The organism is Bacillus sp. B2-WWTP-C-10-Post-4 (assembly GCF_009183805.1).
Lineage (GTDB): Bacteria > Bacillota > Bacilli > Bacillales > Bacillaceae_G > Bacillus_A > Bacillus_A cereus.
Window position 1 is genome coordinate 19,828 of record NZ_WEII01000013.1, and the last position, 24,081, is coordinate 43,908.

Consider the following 24,081-nt stretch of genomic DNA (forward strand, 5'->3'; position numbering starts at 1 on the left):
GAATGTAGGATGAAGAAGTTTTTACTGTTTGTCATTATGACTGTTTTAGCAATTACTTCTGTTGCTTGCGGTAAGAAAGAAACGCCAAAGGCGAGTGCTGGTAAGGGAGAAGGCGATCGATTAGTAACGAATATTAGTAGTGATCCATATACACTTGATTCTGCTATTGCAACAGATAGCACGTCAGGTTATATAATTGGGCAGTTGTTTTCAAGTTTATATACGCAAGATAGTGATGGGAAATATCAAAATGAATTAGCGGAGAAAGAAGAAGTAAATGCTGATGGAACTGAATATACAATTCATTTGAAGAAAGATATTAAATGGTCAGATGGTTCGCCTATTACAGCAAATGATTTTGAATTTGCATGGAAGCGATTATTAAATCCAAAAACGGGTTCTATGAATGCGACAGAAATGTATTTTATTAAAGGGGCAGAGGCGTATAATACTGGGAAAGGTGAAGAGGGGCAAGTTGGTATTCAAGTTGTTGATCCTCAAACATTAAAGGTAACCCTTGAACACCCAGTTGCTTCTATTAAACAAAAACTAGCAAGCTCACTATTTATTCCATTAGCTAAAAAGTCGATTGATGATAATAATAAATTAAAAACAGATCCAAAAGAGTTAATTACGAATGGGCCATTCACGTTAAAAGAGTGGAAGCATAACCAGGCTATTACAGTACAAAAAAATAAAGAATTCTATAATAAAAAGGTAACTCTAAAAGAAATTGAGTTTCGTATTATTCCAGACTCTAAAACAGCGTATCAATTATTTAAATCCAAAGAATTAGATTTACTAAGTGGTTTACCACAAGAGATGATCGAAAAAGAAAAAGGAAATAAAGAATATAAGCGTGTTGCAGGTTTCTCTTCGTATATTTATTCGTTTAACGTAGAAAAAGAGCCGTTTACAAATGCGAAGGTACGTAAAGCATTTTCATTAGCGGTTGATCGTAAATTTATCGTTGAAAAATTGTATAAAAATAATGCGCAAGAAGCATATGCATTCGTTCCAGAAGGAGCAAAAACACAAAGTGGCCGTGATTTCCGTAAAGAAAAAGGTGATTACGTTAAATTTGATCCAGCAGAAGCGAAAAAGTTATTAGAAGAAGGCATGAAAGAACAAGGCTGGTCTACATTACCTGAAGTAACATTAAAATTCACTACAGATACACAACATAAAAAAGTAGCAGAAGCAATGCAAGAAATGTTTAAGAAAAATCTTGGCGTAGATATTAAATTAGAAAATAAAGAGTGGAAGAGTTACATCGACACATACAAGCAAAGTGATTTCCAATTAGCTTATATGGGATGGGGCGGCTCTTTATTAGATCCAATTACTAAACTAGATTTATATGCAGGTGATGGTCCGAATAACTATGCAAAGTGGCATAATAAAGAATTTGACGCTTTAATAAAAGAAGCAAAAGTTGAACAAAACGAGGATAAGCGCTTTGAATTATTACATAAAGCGGAAGATATTATGTTTACAGATTCACCATTAATCCCAATTATTTTCCCAAGTGCCTCATATTTACAAAAATCATCAGTATCTGGTGTCCAATTCATTATTGGTTCTAGTCCAGAATTAAGATACGCAAAAATTAAAAAATAAAGAAGTAGGCAACCGCCTACTTCTTTATTTTATTTCTCTTTTGTATTCTTTTTTCGTTCCATCAGAGAAGACAACTTCTAAATCAAATTTTTGATAGTCTTTATCAAGTTTGAACACGTTCACTACTTGATCGATTACTTCTTGGTCAGCAGTATTTTTATCAAATTTTAATTCTTGTAAGAGTGGGCTTAATTTTGTGATAGCCTCGTCTCCTGTTAATTTTACATCTGCTTTATGATCTTCAATTTTTGCTTCCATTTTCTTATCAGCTGCTACATTTTTATAGTCTGCTTCGTAGTCTTTCTTTGTATCTTGGTAGTCTGCCTTTAAATCGAATTCATTGAAGTTTAGTTTTAAATCTGCAGGAGCCTCATTTTTTGCTTCTTCAGTCGTCTTTTTATTAGAAGTTGTGTCTTCTTTTGCAGGAGCTTTACATCCTGTTAATGCAGGTACTAGCATAAGAGCTAATAAAACTGATAGTAGAATTCTCATTATAAATTCCTCCTTATGTAAATTCGTTCTATACAAGTTTTTCCCAAAAACATGTAATTATGTATGTGTTGAAAATAAATTATTATTCTGTAGTTGCAAGGGCTAATCCGCAATTTAAATCAAAAAAGATTTGTATGTATATGGTAAATTGAAGTTGTGAGGAGGGGCTAAAATGCATGAAGAATATAAAGAGATAATAAAAAAATCAATTGAATATATAGAGAATCACTTACATGAGGAGCTTACAACAGAAAGAGTGGCATCTCACAGTGCAGTATCGATGTACCATTTTCATCGCATCTTTCAAAGATATGTTGGGATGAGTGTAACAGATTATATTCGAAAGAGAAGGTTAACTCATGTTTCGCAAGTTTTAGTGTCAACGGAGAGAGCTGTTATTGATATTGCAGTGCAATACGGTTTTTCCTCACAAGAGGCATTTACGAGAGCTTTTAAAAGCATGTTTCAATTGCCACCAAAGAAATATCGAAAGTACTTTCAGTCATTTTATATAGAAAGAGAGGGTGTTTCAATGCAAAAAGGTATACCGAAAGGATGGATCTTAAGTGGAAGTCATCCTGCTGAATATGAGATGGGTTTAGATTATGAAGTTGTCCATCAGGGGAAAGTATCTGCATACATAAAAGCAAAAGAGAATGTTACGCACGGAGGATTTTCAACATTAATGCAAATGTTCCGAGCGGATAAATATGTAGGAAAGAGATTACGTTTTACAGCATTTATTAAGAGTGAAAATGTAAGAGATTGGGCAGGATTGTGGATGCGAGTAGATGGAAAAGATACAGAACCGCTCGCTATGGATAATATGCAAAATCGCCCCATTAAAAATACGAATAACTGGCAATCGTACTCGGTTGTATTAGATATAAAAGAAGAAGCACTTGGTATTGCATTTGGTGTTTTATTATCAGGAGAAGGTTGTGTGTGGCTAGATAGTATTCGATTTGATGAAGTAGATGAAAAAATTCCTTCAACAGATTTGGCAGAGAACTTTTATGAAACACTTTTAGAAGAGCCGGTGAATCTACAATTTGAAGAAGTAGAAAAATAAAAAACAAGGAGAAAAGATATGTTCAAATATGTAAAACTAATAAGTATTAGTTTAGTAATATCGTCTTGTATTATGGGAGTTAATTATTTAGTTAGCTATCTTTGGTCAGGGCATATACCTTCTTTGACGTGGAGAACATATTTGATGTTTGTGTTTATATGTATGATGAGTTTTGGTTCAATGCAAAAAGAAGGAAAAGAGGATTATTGACAATAGTCTTCTTCGCCTTTCTTTCATTAACACAAATGGTTGTAACTGTTTTTGGAGATGCAGGTATGATTTTCAATATCATCTCACTATCGTTACAACTTGTAAGTTTGGGTGTAATTGTACCACATGAAATGCTTTCTAAAACATACCAAACAATCAGTGAATTATTTCCTGCAATATATGCAGGAAATGGCTATTATACAATAATATTTGGAGGAGTTAGTTTAGAAAGAAATATTATTTCATTATTAGTTATTGTATTGGTTATACAATTAGTAGCAGGTATGATTTTAGCTATAAAAGGAATGGCAAAGGGAAGAGGAAGCTCTGTAGTTAAAGTTGTATAAAAGTAAAAAGGTATCCTTCATGGGATACCTTTTACTTTTGTTACTTTGCAACTTCTGTCCACTTGTAGTTAAACTCACCACCGAAGTCAGTTGTTACAAGTCCTTTAATGAAAGAGCGTTGTAAGTAAGAACGACCTTGTTGGTATAAAGGAGCGACAGCGCCGTCTTGTAATAGAATTTTTTCAGCTTGCTTCATTGCTTCAAAGCGTGCTTTTTCATCGCCAGCTAAATCTGTTTTCACTTTATGAATTAGCTCATCGTACTCTTTGTTAGAGTATTTATCGAAGTTATAAGCACTATCTGTTGTAAATAGATCTAAGAATGTAATTGGATCAGCGAAGTCAGGGCCCCAGCCGTCAATACCAATTTCATAGTCACCACTTAATAGTAGTTTTAGCTGTTGTTTACGTGGTTGTGGTTTTAAATTCACTGTTAATCCGTCTAAGTTCTTTTCTAATTCACCTTTTAAATATTCACCAGTCTTTTTAGCTAAAGCATTGTCACTTGTTAATAGTTCGATTGTTACTTTGTCAGTACCAAGTTCTTGTTTTGCTTTTTTCCAGTTTTCTTTCGCTGTTTTCACATCATCCTTGACTAGATTTCCATTTTCTTTACGGAAGTCGTTGCCTTCTGGGCTCTTTGCGAATTTCGCAGGAACCATTCCTTCAGCTGGAACAGCGCCGTTATTTAAAATTGTTTCTACGTAAGCTTTTTTATTCATTGCGCCGTTAATAGCAAGGCGTGCATGTTGATTTTTTAATGTTTCATTTTTTTGATTTAATCGTAAGAATTGAATGCCGACTTCAGCGCGTTCCTTGAAGTTTGGATCGCTCTTATATTTATCAACAAACTCTGCAGTTAAAGCAACACGATCAATTTGTCCTGAATCATATAAGTTCACTTCTGTAGACTTATCTTTAACGACATTGAAGTTGATTTCTTCTAATTTTACCGTTTTAGCATCCCAATAGTTAGGGTTTTTCTTCAATTGGAAGCTTTGTTCATGTTTCCAGTTCTCTAATGTGAAAGCACCGTTGTAAATTAAATGATTTGTTTCCAAACCATATTTATCACCTTGAGATTTTAAGTACTCTTCATTAATTGGTAAGAATGTTGAGAATGTCGTTAAGCTTAAGAAGTAGGGAACAGGACGGTCTAGTTGCACTTCTAACGTTTTGTCATCAACAGCTTTGACCCCTAGTTGATCAATTGGCAATTGTTTTTGGTTTATTTGTTTCGCATTCTTTATATCGAAGAATAAGAATGCGTATTCAGCTGCTGTATCAGGATTTACGGCACGTTGCCAAGCGAAGGCAAAGTCCTTTGCTGTAACAGGAGTACCGTTTGACCATTTTGAATCACGCAGATGGAATGTATATTTTGTTTTATCGGGACTAATGTCAACCGACTCAGCGACACCAGGAACCGGTTTATTATCTTCTCCCATTGCATATAACCCTTCAAAAACATTGCGCATTACGTTCATGGATTCCCCATCCGTTGCTTTTGCAACATCCATTGTTGGAATTTCTGAAGCGAATGATAAGTTAATTGCCTGTTTATCAGGTGCTTTATCGTTTGCTTTCGCTCCGCTTGCATTATCCTTATTTCCCCCGCAAGCAGTTAGTAATAGACTTGCCCCTAAAACAGATGCAACAACAGGTATAACTTTTTTCTTCATTGTTCGTTCCTCCCTAAATGTGTTGTTCGTAACGTCATAATGTCCATGTCTTGAAGTAGCTATAGAAGGAGATAAAACCTATTATAAATATTTGTTTATAGGTAATCAGGTGTTCTATATGTATATACATGTTGATCTATAATCTATCGTTATATGTTTCAACGTAGTAGACATTATATTTTGATGGTGAAATATTTCGTTTCTTTGATTATTTAGAATATTAACACTGAAAAGAACTATATGTCAATAATAAAAATAGATTGTTAATTTCTTAGAATAATATATTGAAAAAGCGGATTCTCATGTGTGAGAGAACCTATTTTTAATATATTTTGCTAAAAAAACAATTGGTGTGGGCTAATAATAAGTGGGGATGAAGAAACCCCCACTTATTAAAGTTTCACTTTATTTTTCAATTTTTGCCCACTTGAAGTTTAATTGCCCTGCAAAGTCTACTTGCACAATTCCTTTCACATAAGAACGTTCTAAATAAGATTCGCCTTTTTGGTAAAGAGGAGCGATAACAGAGTCTTTAAATAATATTTTCTCGGATGCTAGTAATGCTTCCCAGCGAGCTTTTTCATCACCAGCTAAAGTTGCTTTCACTTTTGCTATTGTTTCATCGAATTCCTTATTAGAGTAATGATCTAAGTTATAAGGGTTATTCGTTGTAAATAGCTCAAGGAATGTAATTGGATCCGCAAAGTCAGGGCTCCAGCCATCAATTCCGATTTCGTAGTCACCTTTTAATAAAAGCGAAACTTGTTGCTTACGCGGTTGCGGTTTTATATTTACTGTTAATCCATCTAGATTCTTTTCTAGTTGTCCTTTTAAGAATTCACCAGTTTTCTTATCAAGGTCAGCATCACTCGTTAATAATTCTAATGTTATCTTTTCAGAACCAAGCTCTTGTTTAGCTTTTTTCCATAACTCTTGTGCAGATTTTGTATCAACTTTTGTTAAATCGCCATTTGCAGTACGGAAGTCTTTTCCTTCAGGTCCTTTTGCAAAGTTTTTTGGAACGAGACCAAATGTTGGTGTAGATCCATCATTTAATAACGTATTTACAAAGGATTTTCTATCAATTGTTTGATCAATTGCTTGGCGTGCAGAAACGTTTTGAAGCACTTTGTTTTGTTGATTCATACGTAAAAATTGTACGCCTACGTTTGGACGTTCCTTAAAGTTAGCATCCTTTTTATATTTATCGACGAAGTCAGATGTTAGTTTTATACGATCTAATTGTTTTGACTCGAATAAATTTACTTCTGTTGATTTTTCTTTTACGATGTTAAAATTGATTTCTTCTAGTTTGACAGTATCTTTATCCCAATAGGTAGGGTTTTTCTTGAATTTAAAGCTTTGTTCGTGCTTCCAATCGCTTAGTGTAAAAGCTCCGTTGTACAAGATTGTATTATCTTCTAAAGCGTACTTATCACCTTGTGCTTTAAAGAATTCCTCGTTAATTGGTAGAAATGTTGGGAACGCTGTTAAGCTAATAAAATACGGAACAGGACGCTCCAATTCTACCTCAAACGTATGGTCATCAACTGCTTTTACACCAAGTTGGTCGGCTGGAAGTTCTTTGTTGTTAATTTTTGTTGCGTTTTTAATATCAAAGAATAGAAATGCATATTCACAGGCTGTTGCTGGATCTACGGCTCTTTGCCAAGCGAACACAAAATCTTTAGCTGTAACAGGAGTGCCGTTTGACCATTTTGAATCTCGCAAATGGAATGTGTATTTCGTTTTATCGCCACTTACTTCATGAGATTTTGCAACACCAGGAACAGGTTTGTTACCTTCACCAAGATTATACAAACCTTCAAATACGTTTCTCATTACTTGACCAGAATCAGTATCTGTAGCACGAGCCGTATCCATTGTTCGTATTTCAGTAGGTGAAGATAAGTTTAAAACCTGTTTACTAGGTGCCTCGTCTTTTGCATTTGCTCCGCTTGCTTCGTTTTTATAACTACCGCAACCAGTTAATAAAATACTTACTCCTACAACTGATGCAATACCGGGTACAAACTTCTTTTTCATTTGATTTTCCTCCTAAATAATTAAGTTTGGATGATGATGAGGGAAATGAAAAATAAAAAATCCCTCTTTTCATATTGAGAAAGAGGGATTTTTACGTACAAGTTATGCACCCGTATATAAACGAAGTCCCTCATTCTATCTTTCAAGCATAAAGCTTGCAGGAAGTGGCACAGTATTCAAAATGAACCTGTTGCCGAGGTTTCAAAGGGCCAGTCCCTCCACCTCTCTTGATACAATGAGTAAACGAATAAATTTTATTAATTTTTGTGTTTCTTTGATAATTCAAAATCTTACACCTTGAATAATGAAGTGTCAACTAAATGAAATGTAGTTTAAATTTTCAGTTTTATTAAATGGAAAAATCACTGCATAGGGCAGTGGTTTTTCTACTAGAAGTTAAAGTTATCTGGATCTGGACCAACGCGACGATCTTCATTTAAAGCTTGAATTGCTTTCATATCATCAGCACTTAATTCAAAGTCGAAGATGTTTGCATTTTCAATAATGCGATGTTCTTTAATTGATTTGGGAATTGTTACAACTTCGTTTTGTAAATCCCAGCGTAAAATAATTTGCGCAGTTGATTTATTATATTTTGTCGCAATTTCTTGTAACGTTGGATTATCTAGTAGTTGTCCTTGCATTAATGGTGACCAAGCTTCAAGCTGAATATTATGTTCTTTACAGAATGCATGTAACTCTTCTTGTGCTAAACGTGGGTGGTATTCCACTTGGTTGACCATTGGCTTAATTTCAGCAATTTCAAATACGTCTTGTAAGTGGTGAATGTGGAAATTACTCACACCGATAGCGCGAACACGGCCATCTTTATAAAGTTTTTCTAATGCTTTCCATGATTCGGTATATTTCCCTTTTACAGGCCAATGTACTAAATATAAATCTAAATATTCTAGACCTAATTTCTCTAATGTAGTTTCAAATGCTTGAAGTGTTGTTTCATATCCTTGATCGCTATTCCATACTTTTGAGGTAATAAATAATTCTTCGCGTGAAACACCGGATTCACGAATCGCTTGTCCAACGCCTTCTTCATTTTGATAGATTGCTGCAGTATCGATGCTGCGGTAGCCATTTTTAATTGCTGCTTTTACAGAATCAATTACTTCTGAACCATCTTCTACTTTAAAAACACCTAAACCAAACCAAGGCATTTTTACACCGTTATGTAATGTTGTATAGTCTTTTAAACTTGTTAAAATCATATTATTTCCCCCTAGCTTTTTTGTTTGTTGCTTCTACTGCTTTTTGAATTGCCTCTGAAAAATTATATTCGTATAAAGTTTTGAGACCCTCAGCTGTGGAACCACCTGGCGTTGTTACTTGTTCGCGGAGGTTAGCTGGATTTTGCGTTTGTTCGAGCATAGAAGCAGAGCCAGAAATCATTTGAATGACAAGATGTTTTGCGGTTTCTTCATCGACTCCATAACTTTTTGTTGTTTCAATTAAGCTTTCAGCAAAGTAATAAAGGAAGGCTGGTGCACTTCCAGTAACTGCAGTAAGCTGATGAACTTCTTCCTCAGTACAAAGTTGCGAAGTACCAATACCTTTTAAAAGCAGTTGCAGGGTTTCTTGATGCATCTCATTTACTGATTGTCCCATTGTATATAAGGAGATAGATTTTCCAATTTCAGCAGCTGTATTAGGCATAATCCAAGCAACAGGCGTGCCCTTTGGGAGTCTAGCTTCTAAATAAGATGGTCCAATGCCAGCTGCGACTGTTACGACTAGTTGATTTGATATTAACGGAGATAGCTCAGCTAATAACTCTTCATGAGCAGAAGGTGGCATTGCTAAAACAACCGTATCAACAGATGTAACATGCTGTTTCCAATCTGTTGCAGTAGACACATTATATCGATGTTGTAACTGTTTTAGCTTTTCTACGTTGCTTCGATTAGAGACGATAATTTCTTCGATGTACTCTTTGCTTGTTTTAAGTAATCCGGAAAATATAGCTTCTGCCATACGACCGGCACCAATAAATAAAATTCGATGTTTAGTTAGCATATTCTTTATTCCTTTCTAGTAGAGATATGTTATAAAAACGATATCATCTTTAAGAGAATGTTGTAAAAAGAAAAGACTTACCGTAGATGGAATGGATAATGAGAAGGCGGAAATTCATGCTAATATTAACTGTTATTAATCTCTTTATATGTGTAGCTGGTTTGCTAGAGTGGAAGAGCAATTATAGGGGGCAAGAACATACAAATAATTATATCTAGAAAATAATTAGAATTGAAAAACCCCTGAAGCATATATGCTTCAGGGGTTTACTAATAGAATATAAGATTATGCTTTTGTCATACCAAGTAATACAGCGCCGCCGATAATTAAAACACTACCTAGTGCAATAAAAATCAATTGACGTTTTGTTTTCTTTTCACCTAAGAATACAATCGCACCGAATGTTGAGATAACGATTCCAGTTTGAGATAATGGGAAGCTTGTTGCTACTCCAACACGTGGTAATGAAAGAAGTAAGAATAAGTTTCCAGTTCCCCATAGTAAACCAGACAAAGCATTACGGATTGCATATTTGTTAAACGGTTTATGTTTAGACGTCAGTACAACCGCACCAACAAACATACCAACTGCTTGTGGTAAAATAGCAGACCAACCATCAATATTATACCAACGAATAATAATTACATATACAAGATAGCCGAAAGTAGAAACAATTAAAGTAAGAAGTCCTTTTTTCAATTGTCCAGGTGGCTGAGCATTTTCTTTATCATCTAATGATGTGAATACAACACCAACTACAATTAATAGGATTGCAATCGTTCCCAGAATGATCGTTGTAGTAGTAGTCCACTCACGGAAAGCGATAACCCCAAAGATAGAAGTTGCAACAAGTTGCATACCAGTAGAAATCGTTACAGTAGTTGAAACACCTAGTTTTTCAACTGTTTTTAATTGGTTTACTTGTCCTAAAGCCCAGAATAAACCTGAAATAAAACCAACAATTAAGATTGTCATTGTTAAAGCTGGTTGAGTAAATACATACATAATTGTTGCGAAGAATAGAGCACCGATTGTCATACCTACCGTTTGGCTATATGCACCACCGCCCATTTTTACGCTTACTAATAAGATGTTTCCCCATGCAATTGCAGGAAGAAGCGCTAATAAAATGTCCATTACAAGACTCCCTTCGGTTTGCTATACCAATATAGTTACATATCGTTCTAACGATCGGTAATGCCCCACTAATAGAGTAGAAGATTACCGATCGCTAAAACAGGATGAAGAATTCACAATATAAATGCGTTTTCATTTCTTCATTTTTTGAAACACCTCCATATAATAACAGGAAATTGCCTATTTTAGAAAGTGAATTCAAATAAAATGTATATTTAAATAAGAGGTAAAATTCAGTTATTTCCCATTGGTATATTTTATTTCCTAAGAAATAAAGAAGCAGCTTCGACAAAAGCTGCTTTAAGAGTTAGTAATTCTTTTATTAATAAGTTGAATACATAGTAGAAATACGAGTGACATACCGATAGTAATAACTACAAGTGTCCAGGCGAGTTGCATATTACTTGCATCAATAGCCATGTAAATTGCAGTTGGGATTGTCTGTGTTTTACCAGGAATGTTCCCGGCAAACATGAGTGTAGCACCAAACTCACCGAGCGCGCGGACAAAGCTCAAAATCATCCCGCTTAGTAAGGCAGGAAATGCGAGTGGAAGTGTAACGTGCAGAAAAACTTGATATTCACTTGCGCCAAGGTCACGAGCACTTTCTTCAATTTGTACATTTGCGATAGAAAATCCCGTTTTCGCTGATTGGTACATAAGCGGAAATGCAACAACTGTAGAAGCGATAATCGCAGCAGTAGATGTGAACATAATAGACTGCTGAAATAATGATTCAACCCACTTTCCGATCGGGCTGTTGTTTCCAAAGATGATAATGAGAAAGAAGCCGATAACAGTTGGTGGAAGTACCATTGGTAATAAAAATATGGTTTCTAATAGTACTTTATATCGCCATGAGGAGCGAGCTAGTGCTCGCCCGACAATTGTCCCTAAAATTGTAACGAGAATAGTGGCGCACGCAGCTACTCTTAAAGATAGAAAGACAGGCGATAAAATAGCATCAATGCTCATAGTGATTACGACAGAACTGTAAATCCATATTTCTTAAAGATAGATTGTGCATCTTTTGACTGCAAATACTCATAAAATGAAGTCGCCTCTTTCTTATGTTTAGATTCCTTTATAACACCTAAAGGATAGTGGATTGGCTCATGAGAAGTAGCTGCTGCTGTCTCACCAATCTTTACTTTATCCGAAATGAGAGCATCTGTTTTGTATACGATGCCAGCATCGACATTCCCTGTTTCTACATATGTTAACACTTGGCGAACATCTTTTGTAAATACGACTTTATTTTGAACATCATTCCAAAGGTTTTCGTGTGTTAGAGAAGCCTTTGCATATTTGCCAGCAGGTACAGATTCAGGTGTACCAAGTGCAATTTTTTTGATTTTCTCATCTTTTAAATCTTGAAATTTTGTAAGTGAACTATCTTTAGGGATGACTAGAACTAGTTCATTTCCAAGAAGATTTTTCCCTTCTTTTTCACTAATGAATCCTTTTTTTACAAGGGTTTGGAATTTATCTTCTGCTGCAGAGAAGAATAAATCAGCAGGTGCACCTTGTTCAATTTGTTGTTGAAGTGCTCCAGAAGCACCGAAGTTAAAAGAAAGTTTGATATTTGGCTCTTTTTCTTTATATTGTTTTTCGATTTCTTTTAATGCATCTTGTAAGCTTGCAGCAGCTGAGATAGTCAGTTCAACTGTTTTATCCTCTTTAGCAGCTGACTTTGTATGCTTTTCCCCACTTGTACAAGCAGCACTAAATATAAGAAGGAAAGAAAGTATAAGTGCCCCGATGGAACGTAATGTAAATTTATTCATAAAAAAATCCCCTTTCGTTTTGATACATCTAATTATAACTAATTATATCTAATTATAACTAATTATATCTAATTATAACTAATTATATCTAAATATAACTAGTTATAATTGAATGTAATTTGAACATATATCTATTTTTAAAAAATAGGAGAAATATTCTTTTCTTTGTTACAATGAAAGGAGAAAGTGAGGAATCGTCTATGGATCATCATTCCTACACAACGGAAGAAGTAGCAAAGCGATTAAAAGTATCAAAATTAACTGTATACGACTTAATTAAAAAAGGAGAACTTCCTTCTTATAGAGTTGGTAGACAGATGCGCATTGATGCAGCAGATTTAGAACAATATATAAAGCAAATGAAAACAGGGAAAATACAAGGTACTCCTGTAAAGAGCGAAGATAGTAGAGGCTTGGATACATGTATTATTAGCGGACAAGAACTAACGTTAGATATGTTGGCAAAACGTATAGAAAATCGCCTGCCAAGTTCAAATATATTAAGGGCATATCAAGGTAGTTTAACGAGTTTAATAAAAATGTATCAAGGAGAAGGAAGTATCGTTAGTCTTCATTTGTTTGATGGAGAAACGGGTACATATAATGTTCCTTACGTAAAACGTATTTTAGTTGGACAACCATGTACTATGATTAATTTATTAGCAAGGAACGTTGGGTTTTATGTGCAAAAGGGAAATCCTAAAAATATAAAAACATGGGCCGATTTATCTCAATCATCTATACGATTTGTAAATCGAGAAAAAGGTTCTGGTATTAGGGTGTTAGTCGATGAACAATTGCGCATTCAAAAGTTAAATAAAGAACGTATTAGTGGATATGAATGGGAAGAATCGAATCATCTTGGTGTTGCCACGCAAGTTGCAAATGGAAAAGCTGATGTAGGAGTAGGTTCAGAAAAGTTTTCGCAAATTGTAAATGTGGACTTTATTCCAATCATGAAAGAACAGTATGATTTAGTAATTTTGAAGAATAAAGAAAATGAAGAGTTGATTGAAGTTGTAAAAGACATTCTGCAATCGGAAGAATTTCATAATGAATTAAATGCGATTGGCGGATATGATATTACGAAAACAGGTCAAATTGTATGTGAAACAAACTAAAAAGCTGCTTGTCTATAAGACGAGCAGCTTTTTCTATATATAAAGGGGGTTGGGGAAACAAAGTGTTAAACAAGACCTTGAGCAAGTGTATAAATGAAAGCCGTAAGAAGAGTAGCTCCACTTGCAAGTCCGATAAAGTCTGATTTGTTGAAAGTAATGTTGTTCATTATAAACTCTCCTTATTTGTTTAATGTAGTTGCAACAGCTTTTGCATCGACAAGTGCGGATAGCACCATGCTCATTGTATTTAAAAATTTATTTGATTTCATATTGTTCATCATGCGTATCCGCTCCTTTTCGAATTGTTGTTGCCCTGCTTATGTCTTAATTATAGGAAATATGGCTACTTGCAACTATCGAATTAGCTTACGAAAGACTTACACTTTTGTAAGAAAAAAAGACATTCATGTAAGAATGTCTTTCACAGCATATTGATATGATGATGGTCTTCAATTGTTTTTAAAAAACTACGCATTGAATTCGTCATATAGCTATCTTTACGGCGTATGAAAACCGTTGAAATACTGCCGTATTTTTCAGGGATTGCATGACAATGTACCTTACCTGCTTTAGAAAGATGATGGACAGCAGACTGTGGTACGAGTGTAATTCCGAGGCCGAGTGCAACGCTGTTTAATATTGTCTCTAATATATTGAATTCCATAATTCTTTTTGGTAGCAAACCTTCATCTTTAAGCCAACGTTCTAGTTTGGAGCGGTATCCACATCCTTGGTTAAAAACGAGTAGAGGAGTTGTTGTAAATTCTTCTATATGAAAGGCTTTATTTTGTGTTATAAGCATTAATTTCTCTGTACTAACATCGTATTGTTCGATTAGTGGATGTTTAATAGGACCTGATATAAAGGCGCCATCCAATTGATGATCTAGTACTTCTCTAATTAATTCTTCTGTTAGACCCGCTTGTAATGATAAATCGACATTCGGATAGCTTTTATAGTAAGAAGATAAAATGGTAGGCAGTGTACTTACTGTTTCGACTGTACCGATTTTTAATATACCGGAGGGTGTTTCGCTATCTAAAAATACTTGTTTTAGTTCGTCGACATCTTGCAAAATTTTACTAACATAAACGAGCATTTTTCTTCCTTCAGCTGTTAAAGTCATTCCTCGTTTATGGCGGTAAAAGAGTGGGGTTTTTAATTCGTTTTCTAGTTGTTTAATACGTGCAGTTACATTTGATTGTACATAATTTAATTCCTTTGCTGCGCTACTTACACTACCCTGATCGGCAACGCTTTTAAAGATTTGTAAGTCTCGTAATTCCATTTTGTAATCCCCCTTGATGTTAACTATCATTATAAATGATAGTTAACATCATTTTGAATCATTTTACGTGATATATTTTTTCTTTTACAATTCTCTTTGTGCAAATAGAAAGAAACGGGGGATTGCGGTGAGAAGAGGTCAAATGATAATAGGGGCTTTAGCGTGTTTAATTGCGAGTATGTCATGGGGAGCGATGTTTCCAGTTGCTGATCATGCGCTAGAATACATAGATCCATTTTATTTTTCGCTTATTCGCTATGGAGCAGTGGCGATAATGCTGATTGTATTGTTGTTAATGAAAGAAGGAAAACAGGCATTTCGTTTAGAGGGAAGAGGAAAGTTACTCGTCTTTTTTGGAACGATGGCATTTACAGTATATAATGTCCTCATATTTTTAGGGCAAATGTTGATGGGTAAGTCGGGTGTAATGGTAGCTTCCATTATGGAATCACTTATGCCGATGATTTCTATTTGTATTTTATGGGGATATAAGCATATAAAACCGAAGAAGTATATGATAACGAGTATGGTTATTGCTTTTGTAGGAGCTGTGTTTGTTATTACAAAAGGTGACATGAGTTTCTTTGTAACATTGAAAGATAATATGTTCTCATTAGCATTTATATTTATTGGTGTTGTAGGCTGGGTTATTTATACGATGGGTGGTCAAACGTGTAGTGATTGGTCCACATTACGTTATTCTACGTTGACGTGTGTATTCGGTACGACTGTTACAGGAATTATAACGGTAATTATTACGTCGCTTGGATATGTTTCAGTTCCTAGTATGGGAACGATTTCTATTGTGAAGTATGATTTGTTATTTATGATGACATTGCCAGGTATTGTAGCGCTACTTGCTTGGAACTATGGTGTGAAAATTTTATCATCCATTAATGGGATTTTATTTATTAATTTTGTACCAATTACGACTTTAGTTATTATGATGATGCAAGGGTATCAGATCACAATGTTTGATATTATAGGGACTGTACTTGTTATTGCAGCGCTTATTCGCAATAACGTTTGCCAGAGAAAAGAAGAAAATATAAATAAGAGAGTTTTACAAGAAGAACAATTACGTCAAGCTGTTTAATAGGCAAATGGAGGATTTCACATGTTAGAAAGTTTATTGTTTTTCTTCGCCGTCGGAGTTGCTTGTGAGCTTGCAGCAATTAATCGAAATGGTCGTAAAAAGATAAAACAACAAGCTGAGCTGATACAGCTTTTAAAAGAATTGAAAGAAAGAAAAAATTAAAAAGACGACCGGGCATAGACGGTCGTCTTTTTCTATATAAAGGGGAAAGGGGACACAAAGTTATACAAGCGTAGCAGCGTAAATGAAAGCAGTAAGAAGAAGAGAGCCGCTAGCTAATCCTAAAAAATCTAATTTGTTAAAAGTAATGTTATTCATAATACATTCTCCTTACTTGTTTAATGCAGAAGCAACAGCTTTTGCATCGAAAAGAGCCGATAATACCATGCCCATTGTATGTAAGGAATTGTTCGTTTTCATTTTGTTCATCATATCAATCGACTCCTTTTCGAATAGTTGTTGCCCTGTTTCTGACTTAATTGTATGAAATATAGTGAGAAGTAACTATCGAATTAGCTTAAAAGAAAATTACACTTTTGTAAGAATTGAAATTTAACAATTCATACTTATTTTTATTACCAACTCCTAAAACTTAGTGTTATAATTGTTGTGAGAATATGATTATACTTCGGATGTTTAGAAAGGAACGAAATAAATGTATAAACCAATTACATTTTTGTTGAAATATATATTTAAAACAGCTGGGAAAGTAGAAGTGCAAGGAAGAGAAAAGCTACCAGAAGGTGGTCCGTATGTTGTTGCGTGTACACATACAAGTTTTATGGATGTATTAATGTTAGCTACAGGGATGTACCCAACTCAAATTCATTACATGGCAAAAAAAGAATTATTTGAAGGGAAATTCAAAAATTGGTTCTTTAAAAATGTAAATGCATTCCCTGTAGATCGCGCGAATCCGGGACCGAGTACACTTAAAATTCCATCACGTTTATTAAAAGAAGGAAAGGTAGTAGGGATTTTTCCAAGTGGAACGAGATCAGCGGAAGATGTTTCATTAAAAGCGGGTGCTGTGACAATTGCGATGCGTTCTAATGTTCCGTTAGTACCAGCAGCTTATGTTGGTCCATCAAGTGTAAAAGAATTAATAAAGGGGAAAAAGGCACAATTGATTTTTGGAGATCCAATTCAAATTGAGGGTGGAGAACAAATAGATCGAAAAACCGCTATGAAAATGATGACAGATCAATTAAATGAGAAGTTTGAGGAGTTAAAAGAAGCTTTGCAATCAAATCAAAAATAAGAAAAGACGACCGGGCATAGACGGTCGTCTTTTCTATTACTATTTATAATAAAGGGGAAAGGGGACACAAAGTTATACAAGCGTAGCGGTGTAAATAAAAGCAGTAAGAAGAAGCGAGCCACTAGCTAGTCCTAAAAAATCTAATTTGTTAAAAGTGATGTTATTCATAATATATTCTCCTTACTTGTTTAATGTAGAAGCAACAGCTTTTGCGTCGATAAGGGCGGAAAATACCATGCCCATTGTATGTAAGAAATTGTTCGTTTTCATTTTGTTCATCATATTAATCCGCTCCTTTTCGAATAGTTGTTACCTTGTCTCTGACTTAATTGTATGAAATGTTGCGGAAATTCACTATCGAATTAGCTTACAGAAAAATTACACTTTTGTAAGAGAAACGAATGAAGGTGTAATGATAAGAAGATTTGACATATGTTCATGAGATTCATTAACTTAAAGGTAGAGGTGAGTGTATGGCTAATATTAAAGATATTGCAAAGATGGCGGGAGTTTCAGTTACGACTGTTTCGAGAGTGTTGAATGATCACCCATATGTAAGTGAAGAAAAAAGGAAAGCGGTTATAGAGATAGTTGAGAAATTGAATTACTCGCAAAATGCAAATGCTGTTCATTTATCAAAAGGAAAAACGAATATTGTTGGTGTGATTTTACCGTATATTAATCATCCGTGTTTTGATGCGATGGTGAGCGGAATGATGGAGACTGCGTTAGCGCATAATTACAGGGTGCTACTTTGCCAAACGAATTATAATAAAAAAGAAGAAATGAAAAGTTTACATATGTTAAAAACAAAACAATTGGATGGTCTTATTATTTGTTCACGTGCAAATGATTGGGAAACGATAGAACCGTATGCTTCTTACGGCGCAATAATTGCTTGTGAAGACAATGATATTTCAAACATCTCAAGTGTATATACGAATCATTCAGCGGCCTTTCAATTAGGAATGGATTATTTGATTGAGAAAGGTTATAAAAAAATTGGCTATTGTACGGGAAGAAAATTAGGGCCGAGTAGTCAAAAGCGTTTTGATGTTTATAAACAGCAATTGCAATCTATAGATGAAGAGGTTAACGAAGAATGGATTTTTACAGAATGTTTTACACTAGAAGATGGTGTAAAAGTGGCTCATAAGTTAAAAGAGATGCAGGATCTTCCTGGAGCATTAATAGTAGCAGGTGATGAAGTTGCGATTGGGGTTATGACAGAGGTTGAAAAATTAGGGATTCAAGTTCCTGAGGATTTAGCGATTATTGGCTTTGATAATCAACCTATCTCGCAAGTGTTACAATTGACAACTATTGATCAAAATTTAAAGGAGATAGGGAAAACTGCTTTTGAAATGTTGCATAGAAAAGTGAATGACGAGAGTTCTAAACAAGAAAAGCTGGAAATTCCATACGAACTTGTGGAACGCTCTACAGTTTAATCTTAATCCGTTATGTGTATAATCGCATAACGGATTATTTTTTTGAAATATCTTTGACAGGAAACGCGTTTCATACTTTATAAAGGAGTTAAACCGGTCTGTAATATCCATGGATTCTTTTCAAGTGTTAAAGCAGTGAATAGAATTTGGAGGAATATGCATGAATGAACTTTTATCGAGTATGAAAAAGTATGTAGATGATGATGAAAAGATTTTGGTTTTTGTGGTAGGGATCTTTGAGAAGGATAATTTCATGTTATGTTATCAACATGGAATTTTTGTTGCCACTACTAGACGCCTCCTGTTTTACGGGAAATTTCCTTACTATCCTTCAACATTTAAAGAGTACTCATATTTGCATATAGATAGCATAGATTTTCATCCGTACTTTGAGTTTACTTGTAATCATGAAACCATTCGCGCTAAGTATATTCAGAAAGGGAATGTGGAGCAATTTGTCCGTGCAGTTAGAGCAAATATGAATAATTAATCAACCCTCTGTTTAAACATAATATTTCAATTTTTAAGAGGGAAAATGCGGAATAAAAACCACTTCTAAACCTCTAGGAGATAGTGATACAATGTCAAATGGGGGGAGGGTATGAACTATGGTTAATCAACGTATAAAGGAAATAACACTAATTACAATTGGTTCATTATTATTCGCAATTGGTATTAATTACTTTGCAATTCCAAACCGTTTATCGGAAGGTGGAATTATTGGTTTAACGGTTGTTACGTACTACTTATTTGATTGGTCACCAGGGATTGTGAATTTTGCTATAAATGCAATTTTACTAGCTATTGGTTATAAATTTTTTGATAAGAAAACAATGATTTATACAATTTTAGGGATTGTAGAAACATCTTTGTTTTTATACGTTACAGAACATATTGAGTATCATGTAAATAGTGATACATTATTAGCAGCTTTATTTGCTGGTTTATTTGTGGGTATTGGATTAGGCTGTATGTTCAAAGCCGGAGGTACATCGGGAGGGTCAGCAATCTTAGCTCGGTTAGCAAATCAATATTTAGGTTGGAGCGTAGGTAAAGGCGTACTAATTATTGATATTGTTGTAATTGCTGGTTCTGTATTTATAATAGGGCAAGAAAAGGCAATGTATACACTTGTAGCTGTGTTCATCGGAGCGAAGGTGATTGATTTCATTGTAGAAGGAATGGATACAAAAACGGCTGTTACGATTATTTCGAATCAACCAGATTTAATTCGTGAAGCTATTACGAAAAATATGACACGCGGTGTTACTGTATTAGAAGGGCGCGGCGGATATACTGGTAAAAATAAAGAAGTTTTATATGTTGTTATTAATAAACAAGAGCTTGTTAAGTTAAAACAAGTTATTAGCCGGGTAGATGAAGATGCTTTCGTTGTTATACATGATGTACGTGATGTACTTGGCGGTGGCTTTAAAGCAAGCTAAAAGGTGAACGAGTAAATTCGTTCGCCTTTTTTAATTCTTACAAAAATGTAAGTGTAATGTAATGAGATTCAATAGTAGATTTTATTCCCCCTTTTTAAAATGGATGTATATATATCCTGCAGAGGAGGAATGTTTATTATGAAGAAAAAAATGATCACTACTATAATAGCGATGATAGTGATAGTAGTAATGTTACTGCCTACGAAACTTGGACCGGTTATCGATAAATATAATCCATTTTATAAGACGAAAGAATACTATACGGTTGTGAATACAATTGGTCAGCATATTGGTGATGAGTGGTATGAATATGAATTTATTGCATTCGATGAACGTGGTAGAGAGCAGAAAATAAAGAAAACGGTTAAGCATATGTTAAAGAGAGATGAAGCATTAAAGGTTTTTGCAAAAGGACGTTACGGTGAATCGATTGAAGAGATTGAGGTTGCAAATATTCCTATAAATGCGAAGAGTAAACTTTTAACGATGAGATAGTAAAATATACCCCCAGCTATTTTTTGTCGAAAATAAAAATACCAGGTAAGGGTATTTTAGGAGTTAATAAAAAAGCCTTAGTCCATATAGACTAAGGTTTTTTTATTATATAAAGGGGAAGGGGGTACATTGTAGTAGCATGGTTGAAAGGTATAAGAAGAGTAGCTACTAGCAATGCAATTTGGTTATTTGAGTGTTCTTCTTATTTGGCTTACTTTCTAACTTTATTGTACGAAATATAAGTAAGGGAAACTATCGAATTACATTACACATAACTTACAAACATGTAAGTCTTCTGTAATGTAATTCGATAGTTAAAAGATAGTAATTTTCATATAGTGTAACTAGAAAGTCTTAATGTATTACTTTCTGTTTGTAATGAAGAATGAAAAACCAACTAATTTTTAATAATCCTCATCTGAATAAAGATGAGGATCCTTTTTTAAACCTTACAACATTGTAAGGTTTACGTAAGTTAATTCGATAGTAAATTTGTCATATTTTTTGCATAATAGATACAGATAGAAAAATAATTAGGGATCTAGTAAGAAGGGAGAAAAATGGGATGCGTAAAGAAGAAGTAGTGAAGTTACCAATTAAAGATTTCTGTAGCTACTTTACTGTTGCCGTAGTGTGTATTGGATTATTTGATATCATAACAAACTTAATTGTTAAATAATATAGATGCTAAAACAAGAAAGGAAGTCCTTTCTTGTTTTTTTTATGGGGGCATAAAGATGAAATGGATTGATAGTCATATACATGTTGATCAATATAAGGATGAAGAGAAGAACAGATTACTGAAAGAGGTGGAAAATAGTAATGAAATAAAGGGGCTTATTGCTGTATCTATGAATTATCAATCTTGTAAGGAAACGTTATCTTTAGCGAAGAAGTATCCCTTTATATATCCAGCGATAGGGTTTCATCCAGAGCAACAGATTCATAAAGAAGAGTGTGAACAGATTTATAAACTTATTGAACAGAACGCAGAGGAAATTGTTGCGATTGGTGAAGTAGGTTTGCCCTATTATTTGAGGAAAGAAGATGAAAGCATTGCTGTAGATCCATACATAGCTGTATTGAAAAAATTTATAGAACTAGCTAGTAAGTATAATTTGCCGATTATATTACACGCAGTTTATGAAGATGCTGACACTGTATGTGATTTGCTAGAGAAATATAAAGTTTCACGTGCACATTTCCATTGGTTTAAAGGAAGTGATGAAACAATGAAACGGATGATGAAGAATGGTTATTATATTTCGATTACACCGGATGTTTTACATAAGGAGAAGATTAGAAAAATTGTTTCGTATTATCCGCTTGAATATATGATGGTAGAAACAGATGGACCGTGGGAATTTCAAGACGATGTTATGACGCACCCGAGAATGATTCGAGATGTATTAAAGGAAATTAGTTCTATACAAAACATATCCATTGATAAGGTCGCAAAAACAATATATGAAAATACAAGTCGATTTTATTTGAAAGGATAGGAGAATTATAGTTTTAATCATATAACGGAAAAAGTGAAAATTGAATGTATTTAATAAAATGCCACGGTTTGATATATGACAAAAAACCACCAAGCGTTCCGCTCGGTGGTTTTGTATTAGGATTCTAATTTTCTCGCACGTTTTAATAATAAAAGAAAGACAATGATAACGAACCCCAGTATAAGGAAGAAGCCATATTGCTTTATATAATCAATTATGTCATTCGCATTGGTTGGTTTTTCAACGTGAATGCCGTCTTTATTCGTCGTAATATGAATATCTTTCATTTTTACTTCATTCTTTTCCTTTTGTAAATCAATCCATTCTATATTTGGAATACTTTCTAGATCTTTTAACACTTCTTTTAATGGTTTCACACCTAAGTAAGGATGATAGAATGCACCAATAATTCCATCGGATAATTTAGAAACAGATAGAGCACGTTCTTTCATTTTAGCAATAGTTTGTGGCGTATCTTCTTCAATAAATCCGACTGTTTCAGGCAATAGTTTCATTCCATGTAAAAATGACGGAGTACTTGTATAATATGGTGAGTGCATGGATTTCCAAGTTGTATCATTTAACTGTAGTTGTCCTACATAAGTTGAAAAGTACCTTGATAATATTTCATATCCTTTTTGAGACATCGTGTAATGAGGTGCTTCAAAGGCAACAGGATATAGTTTAGCATCTACAAGTTCTTGAATTCCTTTTTCAATATGATTTTTCGTATATTTTTCCTCGAATTCTTCCCCTTTTTTTACATATTGGTTATATGCCTCTATATTTGGAAAGTCATCTTTTGTCTTCGGTTTTTCATGCTTCGGTTGGCGAATTGGTTGATCTGTTTTGACATCCCAAAATTCAAAGCCCTCACCTGTTTCACTGTCATAAAATTGGTGAGTATAACCATGCATAATAATTGCTGCACCATCATCTTGCATAGAGCGTAAAAGATCAACTAGTTCTGGTTTATCTTTTAAATGTATTATCTTTCCTGTATCTGGATCTTTATATACCGGAATAACAGTAATCATGTAAGGCATCTTTTTCTCTTTTAGTAATTCAGCAATTTCTTTCAATTGATTTATATCTGCTGCTGGGTGAACATCCTCAAGACGTAAATAAGCTTCAACTTTATTTTTCGTTGGTTTTTGGCTGAAATAAGAAAATAACATTTCACCGACGTAATGAGACATCCAGTCAAAGAGGTTAGGTGTTGCAACATAATAAGATATTTCATGCTGAACGATTAGTGGGTTAGTGTTATTTGAGCTTAAAGCGTTAGCAAGCACAGTTCCATTCGTATCAAATGATTGAATTAATCGTTCCTCTTCTAAGGTATTTTTTAGCTTCTTTTCTGGATATTCAATTTTATTAACTCGTATATCGTCACTCTTCAATGTAATGAAAGAAAAACGCTTAGATAATTGTTCAACATTTTGTCCTAATACTAATACAGGGCCGGAGAAGTTTTCTAGAAATTGTTTCGTTTCATCAGAAAACGCTTCTTTTGTTTCACCGATATAAACAATATGTGTATAGGAGGATACGTTATTAATTGAAGTTGCTTCTTTTAAGTTTTTTACGGTTATATCATTTGTAAAATGTCCTAATTGAGTATTAAGGATTTGGACATTATTTGAAACTTTATCGTCTTGTGTACTATACAAAACAAGTACTTTTGGTTTTGATGATGTTTGTGCAGAGGTGTAGGTAGGGATGAGTAGTAAAATGCTGAACAAGAGTGTTAGGCATTTTTTCATTTTGTACGCTCCTATTCTATATATAGAGTTCAGTTTACAATTATATACAAAAAATGCGTTATAGTCTATGAAAGTTACATTTTTGCACGTATTTACCAGCTGTTTTTTCACAAAATCGGTCTAAAGCATGATGATAATACGTATAGTTATTTGCTATGATAAAAGAGTAATAGAATGTAGGTAATTGTAAAGGGAAGGCTGAAAGGGGACAAATTTCAGCGGAGAAAGAGGTAGAG

General features: G+C 34.2%; 26 protein-coding genes and 1 riboswitch. Of the genes, 13 read left to right on the forward strand and 13 right to left on the reverse strand.

The window, feature by feature from the left end; translation table 11 throughout:
* Window positions 1–9 precede the first annotated feature (9 nt).
* The gene (locus tag GBN78_RS08680) at window positions 10–1,620 is read left to right on the forward strand and encodes a peptide ABC transporter substrate-binding protein (RefSeq protein ID WP_070183499.1); all 1,611 of its coding nucleotides are present in this window, start codon (window positions 10–12) and stop codon (window positions 1,618–1,620) included.
* 24 nt (window positions 1,621–1,644) lie between these two features.
* Here the strand turns inward: GBN78_RS08680 and GBN78_RS08685 are convergent, their stop codons facing one another.
* Window positions 1,645–2,112 (reverse strand): YusW family protein, encoded by a 468-nt coding sequence (locus GBN78_RS08685; RefSeq protein ID WP_001221553.1) that lies wholly within the window; start codon window positions 2,110–2,112, stop codon window positions 1,645–1,647.
* A 172-nt stretch (window positions 2,113–2,284) separates the two neighbouring features.
* Here GBN78_RS08685 and GBN78_RS08690 point away from each other — a divergent pair, with 172 nt between their 5' ends.
* The 3 genes from GBN78_RS08690 to GBN78_RS08700 are packed head-to-tail and all read left to right on the forward strand — an operon-like array spanning window position 2,285 to window position 3,741.
* The gene (locus tag GBN78_RS08690) at window positions 2,285–3,184 is read left to right on the forward strand and encodes a helix-turn-helix transcriptional regulator (RefSeq protein WP_152127271.1); all 900 of its coding nucleotides are present in this window, start codon (window positions 2,285–2,287) and stop codon (window positions 3,182–3,184) included.
* A gap of 18 nt (window positions 3,185–3,202) precedes the next feature.
* Window positions 3,203–3,394, forward strand: coding sequence for a hypothetical protein (locus tag GBN78_RS08695; protein WP_000477652.1), 192 nt, complete (start codon window positions 3,203–3,205; stop codon window positions 3,392–3,394).
* Window positions 3,391–3,741, forward strand: coding sequence for an ABC-2 transporter permease (locus GBN78_RS08700; protein ID WP_000156942.1), 351 nt, complete (start codon window positions 3,391–3,393; stop codon window positions 3,739–3,741). The genes GBN78_RS08695 and GBN78_RS08700 overlap by 4 nt, the downstream gene beginning before the upstream one ends.
* A gap of 40 nt (window positions 3,742–3,781) precedes the next feature.
* On the opposite strand, the gene GBN78_RS08705 is transcribed toward GBN78_RS08700, so the two are convergent.
* From GBN78_RS08705 to modA, 7 genes are all read right to left on the reverse strand, one after another.
* The gene (locus tag GBN78_RS08705) at window positions 3,782–5,422 is read right to left on the reverse strand and encodes a peptide ABC transporter substrate-binding protein (RefSeq protein ID WP_000730942.1); all 1,641 of its coding nucleotides are present in this window, start codon (window positions 5,420–5,422) and stop codon (window positions 3,782–3,784) included.
* Between the two features lie 405 nt (window positions 5,423–5,827).
* Window positions 5,828–7,468, reverse strand: coding sequence for a peptide ABC transporter substrate-binding protein (locus tag GBN78_RS08710; protein WP_152127273.1), 1,641 nt, complete (start codon window positions 7,466–7,468; stop codon window positions 5,828–5,830).
* A gap of 132 nt (window positions 7,469–7,600) precedes the next feature.
* Window positions 7,601–7,705, reverse strand: a riboswitch (SAM riboswitch).
* A gap of 152 nt (window positions 7,706–7,857) precedes the next feature.
* On the reverse strand, window positions 7,858–8,691 hold the full coding sequence (locus GBN78_RS08715) for an aldo/keto reductase (RefSeq protein WP_000604196.1): 834 nt from the start codon (window positions 8,689–8,691) through the stop codon (window positions 7,858–7,860).
* Between the two features lies 1 nt (window position 8,692).
* Window positions 8,693–9,496, reverse strand: a complete 804-nt coding sequence (gene proC / locus GBN78_RS08720) for a pyrroline-5-carboxylate reductase (RefSeq protein WP_000956278.1) — start codon at window positions 9,494–9,496, stop codon at window positions 8,693–8,695.
* 285 nt (window positions 9,497–9,781) lie between these two features.
* Window positions 9,782–10,633 carry a GRP family sugar transporter gene (locus GBN78_RS08725; RefSeq protein WP_000353544.1) on the reverse strand — a complete coding sequence of 284 codons (852 nt, stop codon included), beginning with the start codon at window positions 10,631–10,633 and terminating at the stop codon, window positions 9,782–9,784.
* Between the two features lie 300 nt (window positions 10,634–10,933).
* Window positions 10,934–11,608 carry a molybdate ABC transporter permease subunit gene (modB, locus tag GBN78_RS08735; protein ID WP_000020526.1) on the reverse strand — a complete coding sequence of 225 codons (675 nt, stop codon included), beginning with the start codon at window positions 11,606–11,608 and terminating at the stop codon, window positions 10,934–10,936.
* A 5-nt stretch (window positions 11,609–11,613) separates the two neighbouring features.
* Window positions 11,614–12,420 (reverse strand): molybdate ABC transporter substrate-binding protein, encoded by an 807-nt coding sequence (gene modA / locus GBN78_RS08740; RefSeq protein ID WP_001032229.1) that lies wholly within the window; start codon window positions 12,418–12,420, stop codon window positions 11,614–11,616.
* 173 nt (window positions 12,421–12,593) lie between these two features.
* Here modA and GBN78_RS08745 point away from each other — a divergent pair, with 173 nt between their 5' ends.
* Window positions 12,594–13,541 carry a substrate-binding domain-containing protein gene (locus GBN78_RS08745; RefSeq protein WP_000675609.1) on the forward strand — a complete coding sequence of 316 codons (948 nt, stop codon included), beginning with the start codon at window positions 12,594–12,596 and terminating at the stop codon, window positions 13,539–13,541.
* 65 nt (window positions 13,542–13,606) lie between these two features.
* Here the strand turns inward: GBN78_RS08745 and GBN78_RS08750 are convergent, their stop codons facing one another.
* On the reverse strand, window positions 13,607–13,708 hold the full coding sequence (locus GBN78_RS08750; protein ID WP_001060018.1) for a DUF3948 family protein: 102 nt from the start codon (window positions 13,706–13,708) through the stop codon (window positions 13,607–13,609).
* 254 nt (window positions 13,709–13,962) lie between these two features.
* Entirely contained in the window at window positions 13,963–14,829 is an 867-nt protein-coding gene (locus GBN78_RS08755; protein WP_000423031.1) for a LysR family transcriptional regulator, read from the reverse strand.
* Between the two features lie 127 nt (window positions 14,830–14,956).
* Between GBN78_RS08755 and GBN78_RS08760 the strand changes: the two genes are divergently transcribed.
* Together GBN78_RS08760 and GBN78_RS08765 are read left to right on the forward strand one after the other, a co-directional pair.
* Window positions 14,957–15,925, forward strand: a complete 969-nt coding sequence (locus GBN78_RS08760) for a DMT family transporter (RefSeq protein WP_002004285.1) — start codon at window positions 14,957–14,959, stop codon at window positions 15,923–15,925.
* Window positions 15,926–15,946: 21 nt separating this feature from the next.
* Complete coding sequence (locus tag GBN78_RS08765) at window positions 15,947–16,087, forward strand: YrzO family protein (protein ID WP_000894065.1); 141 nt, start codon at window positions 15,947–15,949, stop codon at window positions 16,085–16,087.
* A gap of 60 nt (window positions 16,088–16,147) precedes the next feature.
* On the opposite strand, the gene GBN78_RS08770 is transcribed toward GBN78_RS08765, so the two are convergent.
* The gene (locus GBN78_RS08770; protein ID WP_001060007.1) at window positions 16,148–16,243 is read right to left on the reverse strand and encodes a DUF3948 family protein; all 96 of its coding nucleotides are present in this window, start codon (window positions 16,241–16,243) and stop codon (window positions 16,148–16,150) included.
* A 337-nt stretch (window positions 16,244–16,580) separates the two neighbouring features.
* Between GBN78_RS08770 and GBN78_RS08775 the strand changes: the two genes are divergently transcribed.
* Complete coding sequence (locus tag GBN78_RS08775) at window positions 16,581–17,186, forward strand: lysophospholipid acyltransferase family protein (RefSeq protein ID WP_000277779.1); 606 nt, start codon at window positions 16,581–16,583, stop codon at window positions 17,184–17,186.
* A 72-nt stretch (window positions 17,187–17,258) separates the two neighbouring features.
* On the opposite strand, the gene GBN78_RS08780 is transcribed toward GBN78_RS08775, so the two are convergent.
* On the reverse strand, window positions 17,259–17,354 hold the full coding sequence (locus GBN78_RS08780; RefSeq protein WP_001060008.1) for a DUF3948 family protein: 96 nt from the start codon (window positions 17,352–17,354) through the stop codon (window positions 17,259–17,261).
* Between the two features lie 305 nt (window positions 17,355–17,659).
* Between GBN78_RS08780 and GBN78_RS08785 the strand changes: the two genes are divergently transcribed.
* The 5 genes from GBN78_RS08785 (at window position 17,660) to GBN78_RS08805 (ending at window position 22,079) form a co-directional block, all read left to right on the forward strand.
* Entirely contained in the window at window positions 17,660–18,637 is a 978-nt protein-coding gene (locus GBN78_RS08785) for a LacI family DNA-binding transcriptional regulator (RefSeq protein ID WP_001273906.1), read from the forward strand.
* A 160-nt stretch (window positions 18,638–18,797) separates the two neighbouring features.
* Window positions 18,798–19,127, forward strand: coding sequence for a PH domain-containing protein (locus tag GBN78_RS08790; RefSeq protein WP_001004250.1), 330 nt, complete (start codon window positions 18,798–18,800; stop codon window positions 19,125–19,127).
* 118 nt (window positions 19,128–19,245) lie between these two features.
* A complete protein-coding gene (locus GBN78_RS08795) occupies window positions 19,246–20,082 on the forward strand; it encodes a YitT family protein (RefSeq protein ID WP_000248040.1) in 837 nt (278 codons plus the stop codon).
* Between the two features lie 138 nt (window positions 20,083–20,220).
* The gene (locus tag GBN78_RS08800) at window positions 20,221–20,577 is read left to right on the forward strand and encodes a YxeA family protein (RefSeq protein WP_000728422.1); all 357 of its coding nucleotides are present in this window, start codon (window positions 20,221–20,223) and stop codon (window positions 20,575–20,577) included.
* A 737-nt stretch (window positions 20,578–21,314) separates the two neighbouring features.
* The gene (locus tag GBN78_RS08805; RefSeq protein WP_000871063.1) at window positions 21,315–22,079 is read left to right on the forward strand and encodes a TatD family hydrolase; all 765 of its coding nucleotides are present in this window, start codon (window positions 21,315–21,317) and stop codon (window positions 22,077–22,079) included.
* Between the two features lie 116 nt (window positions 22,080–22,195).
* Here GBN78_RS08805 and GBN78_RS08810 read toward each other — a convergent pair whose 3' ends face one another.
* Entirely contained in the window at window positions 22,196–23,845 is a 1,650-nt protein-coding gene (locus GBN78_RS08810) for a DUF2334 domain-containing protein (RefSeq protein WP_152127276.1), read from the reverse strand.
* Window positions 23,846–24,081: the final 236 nt, after the last annotated feature.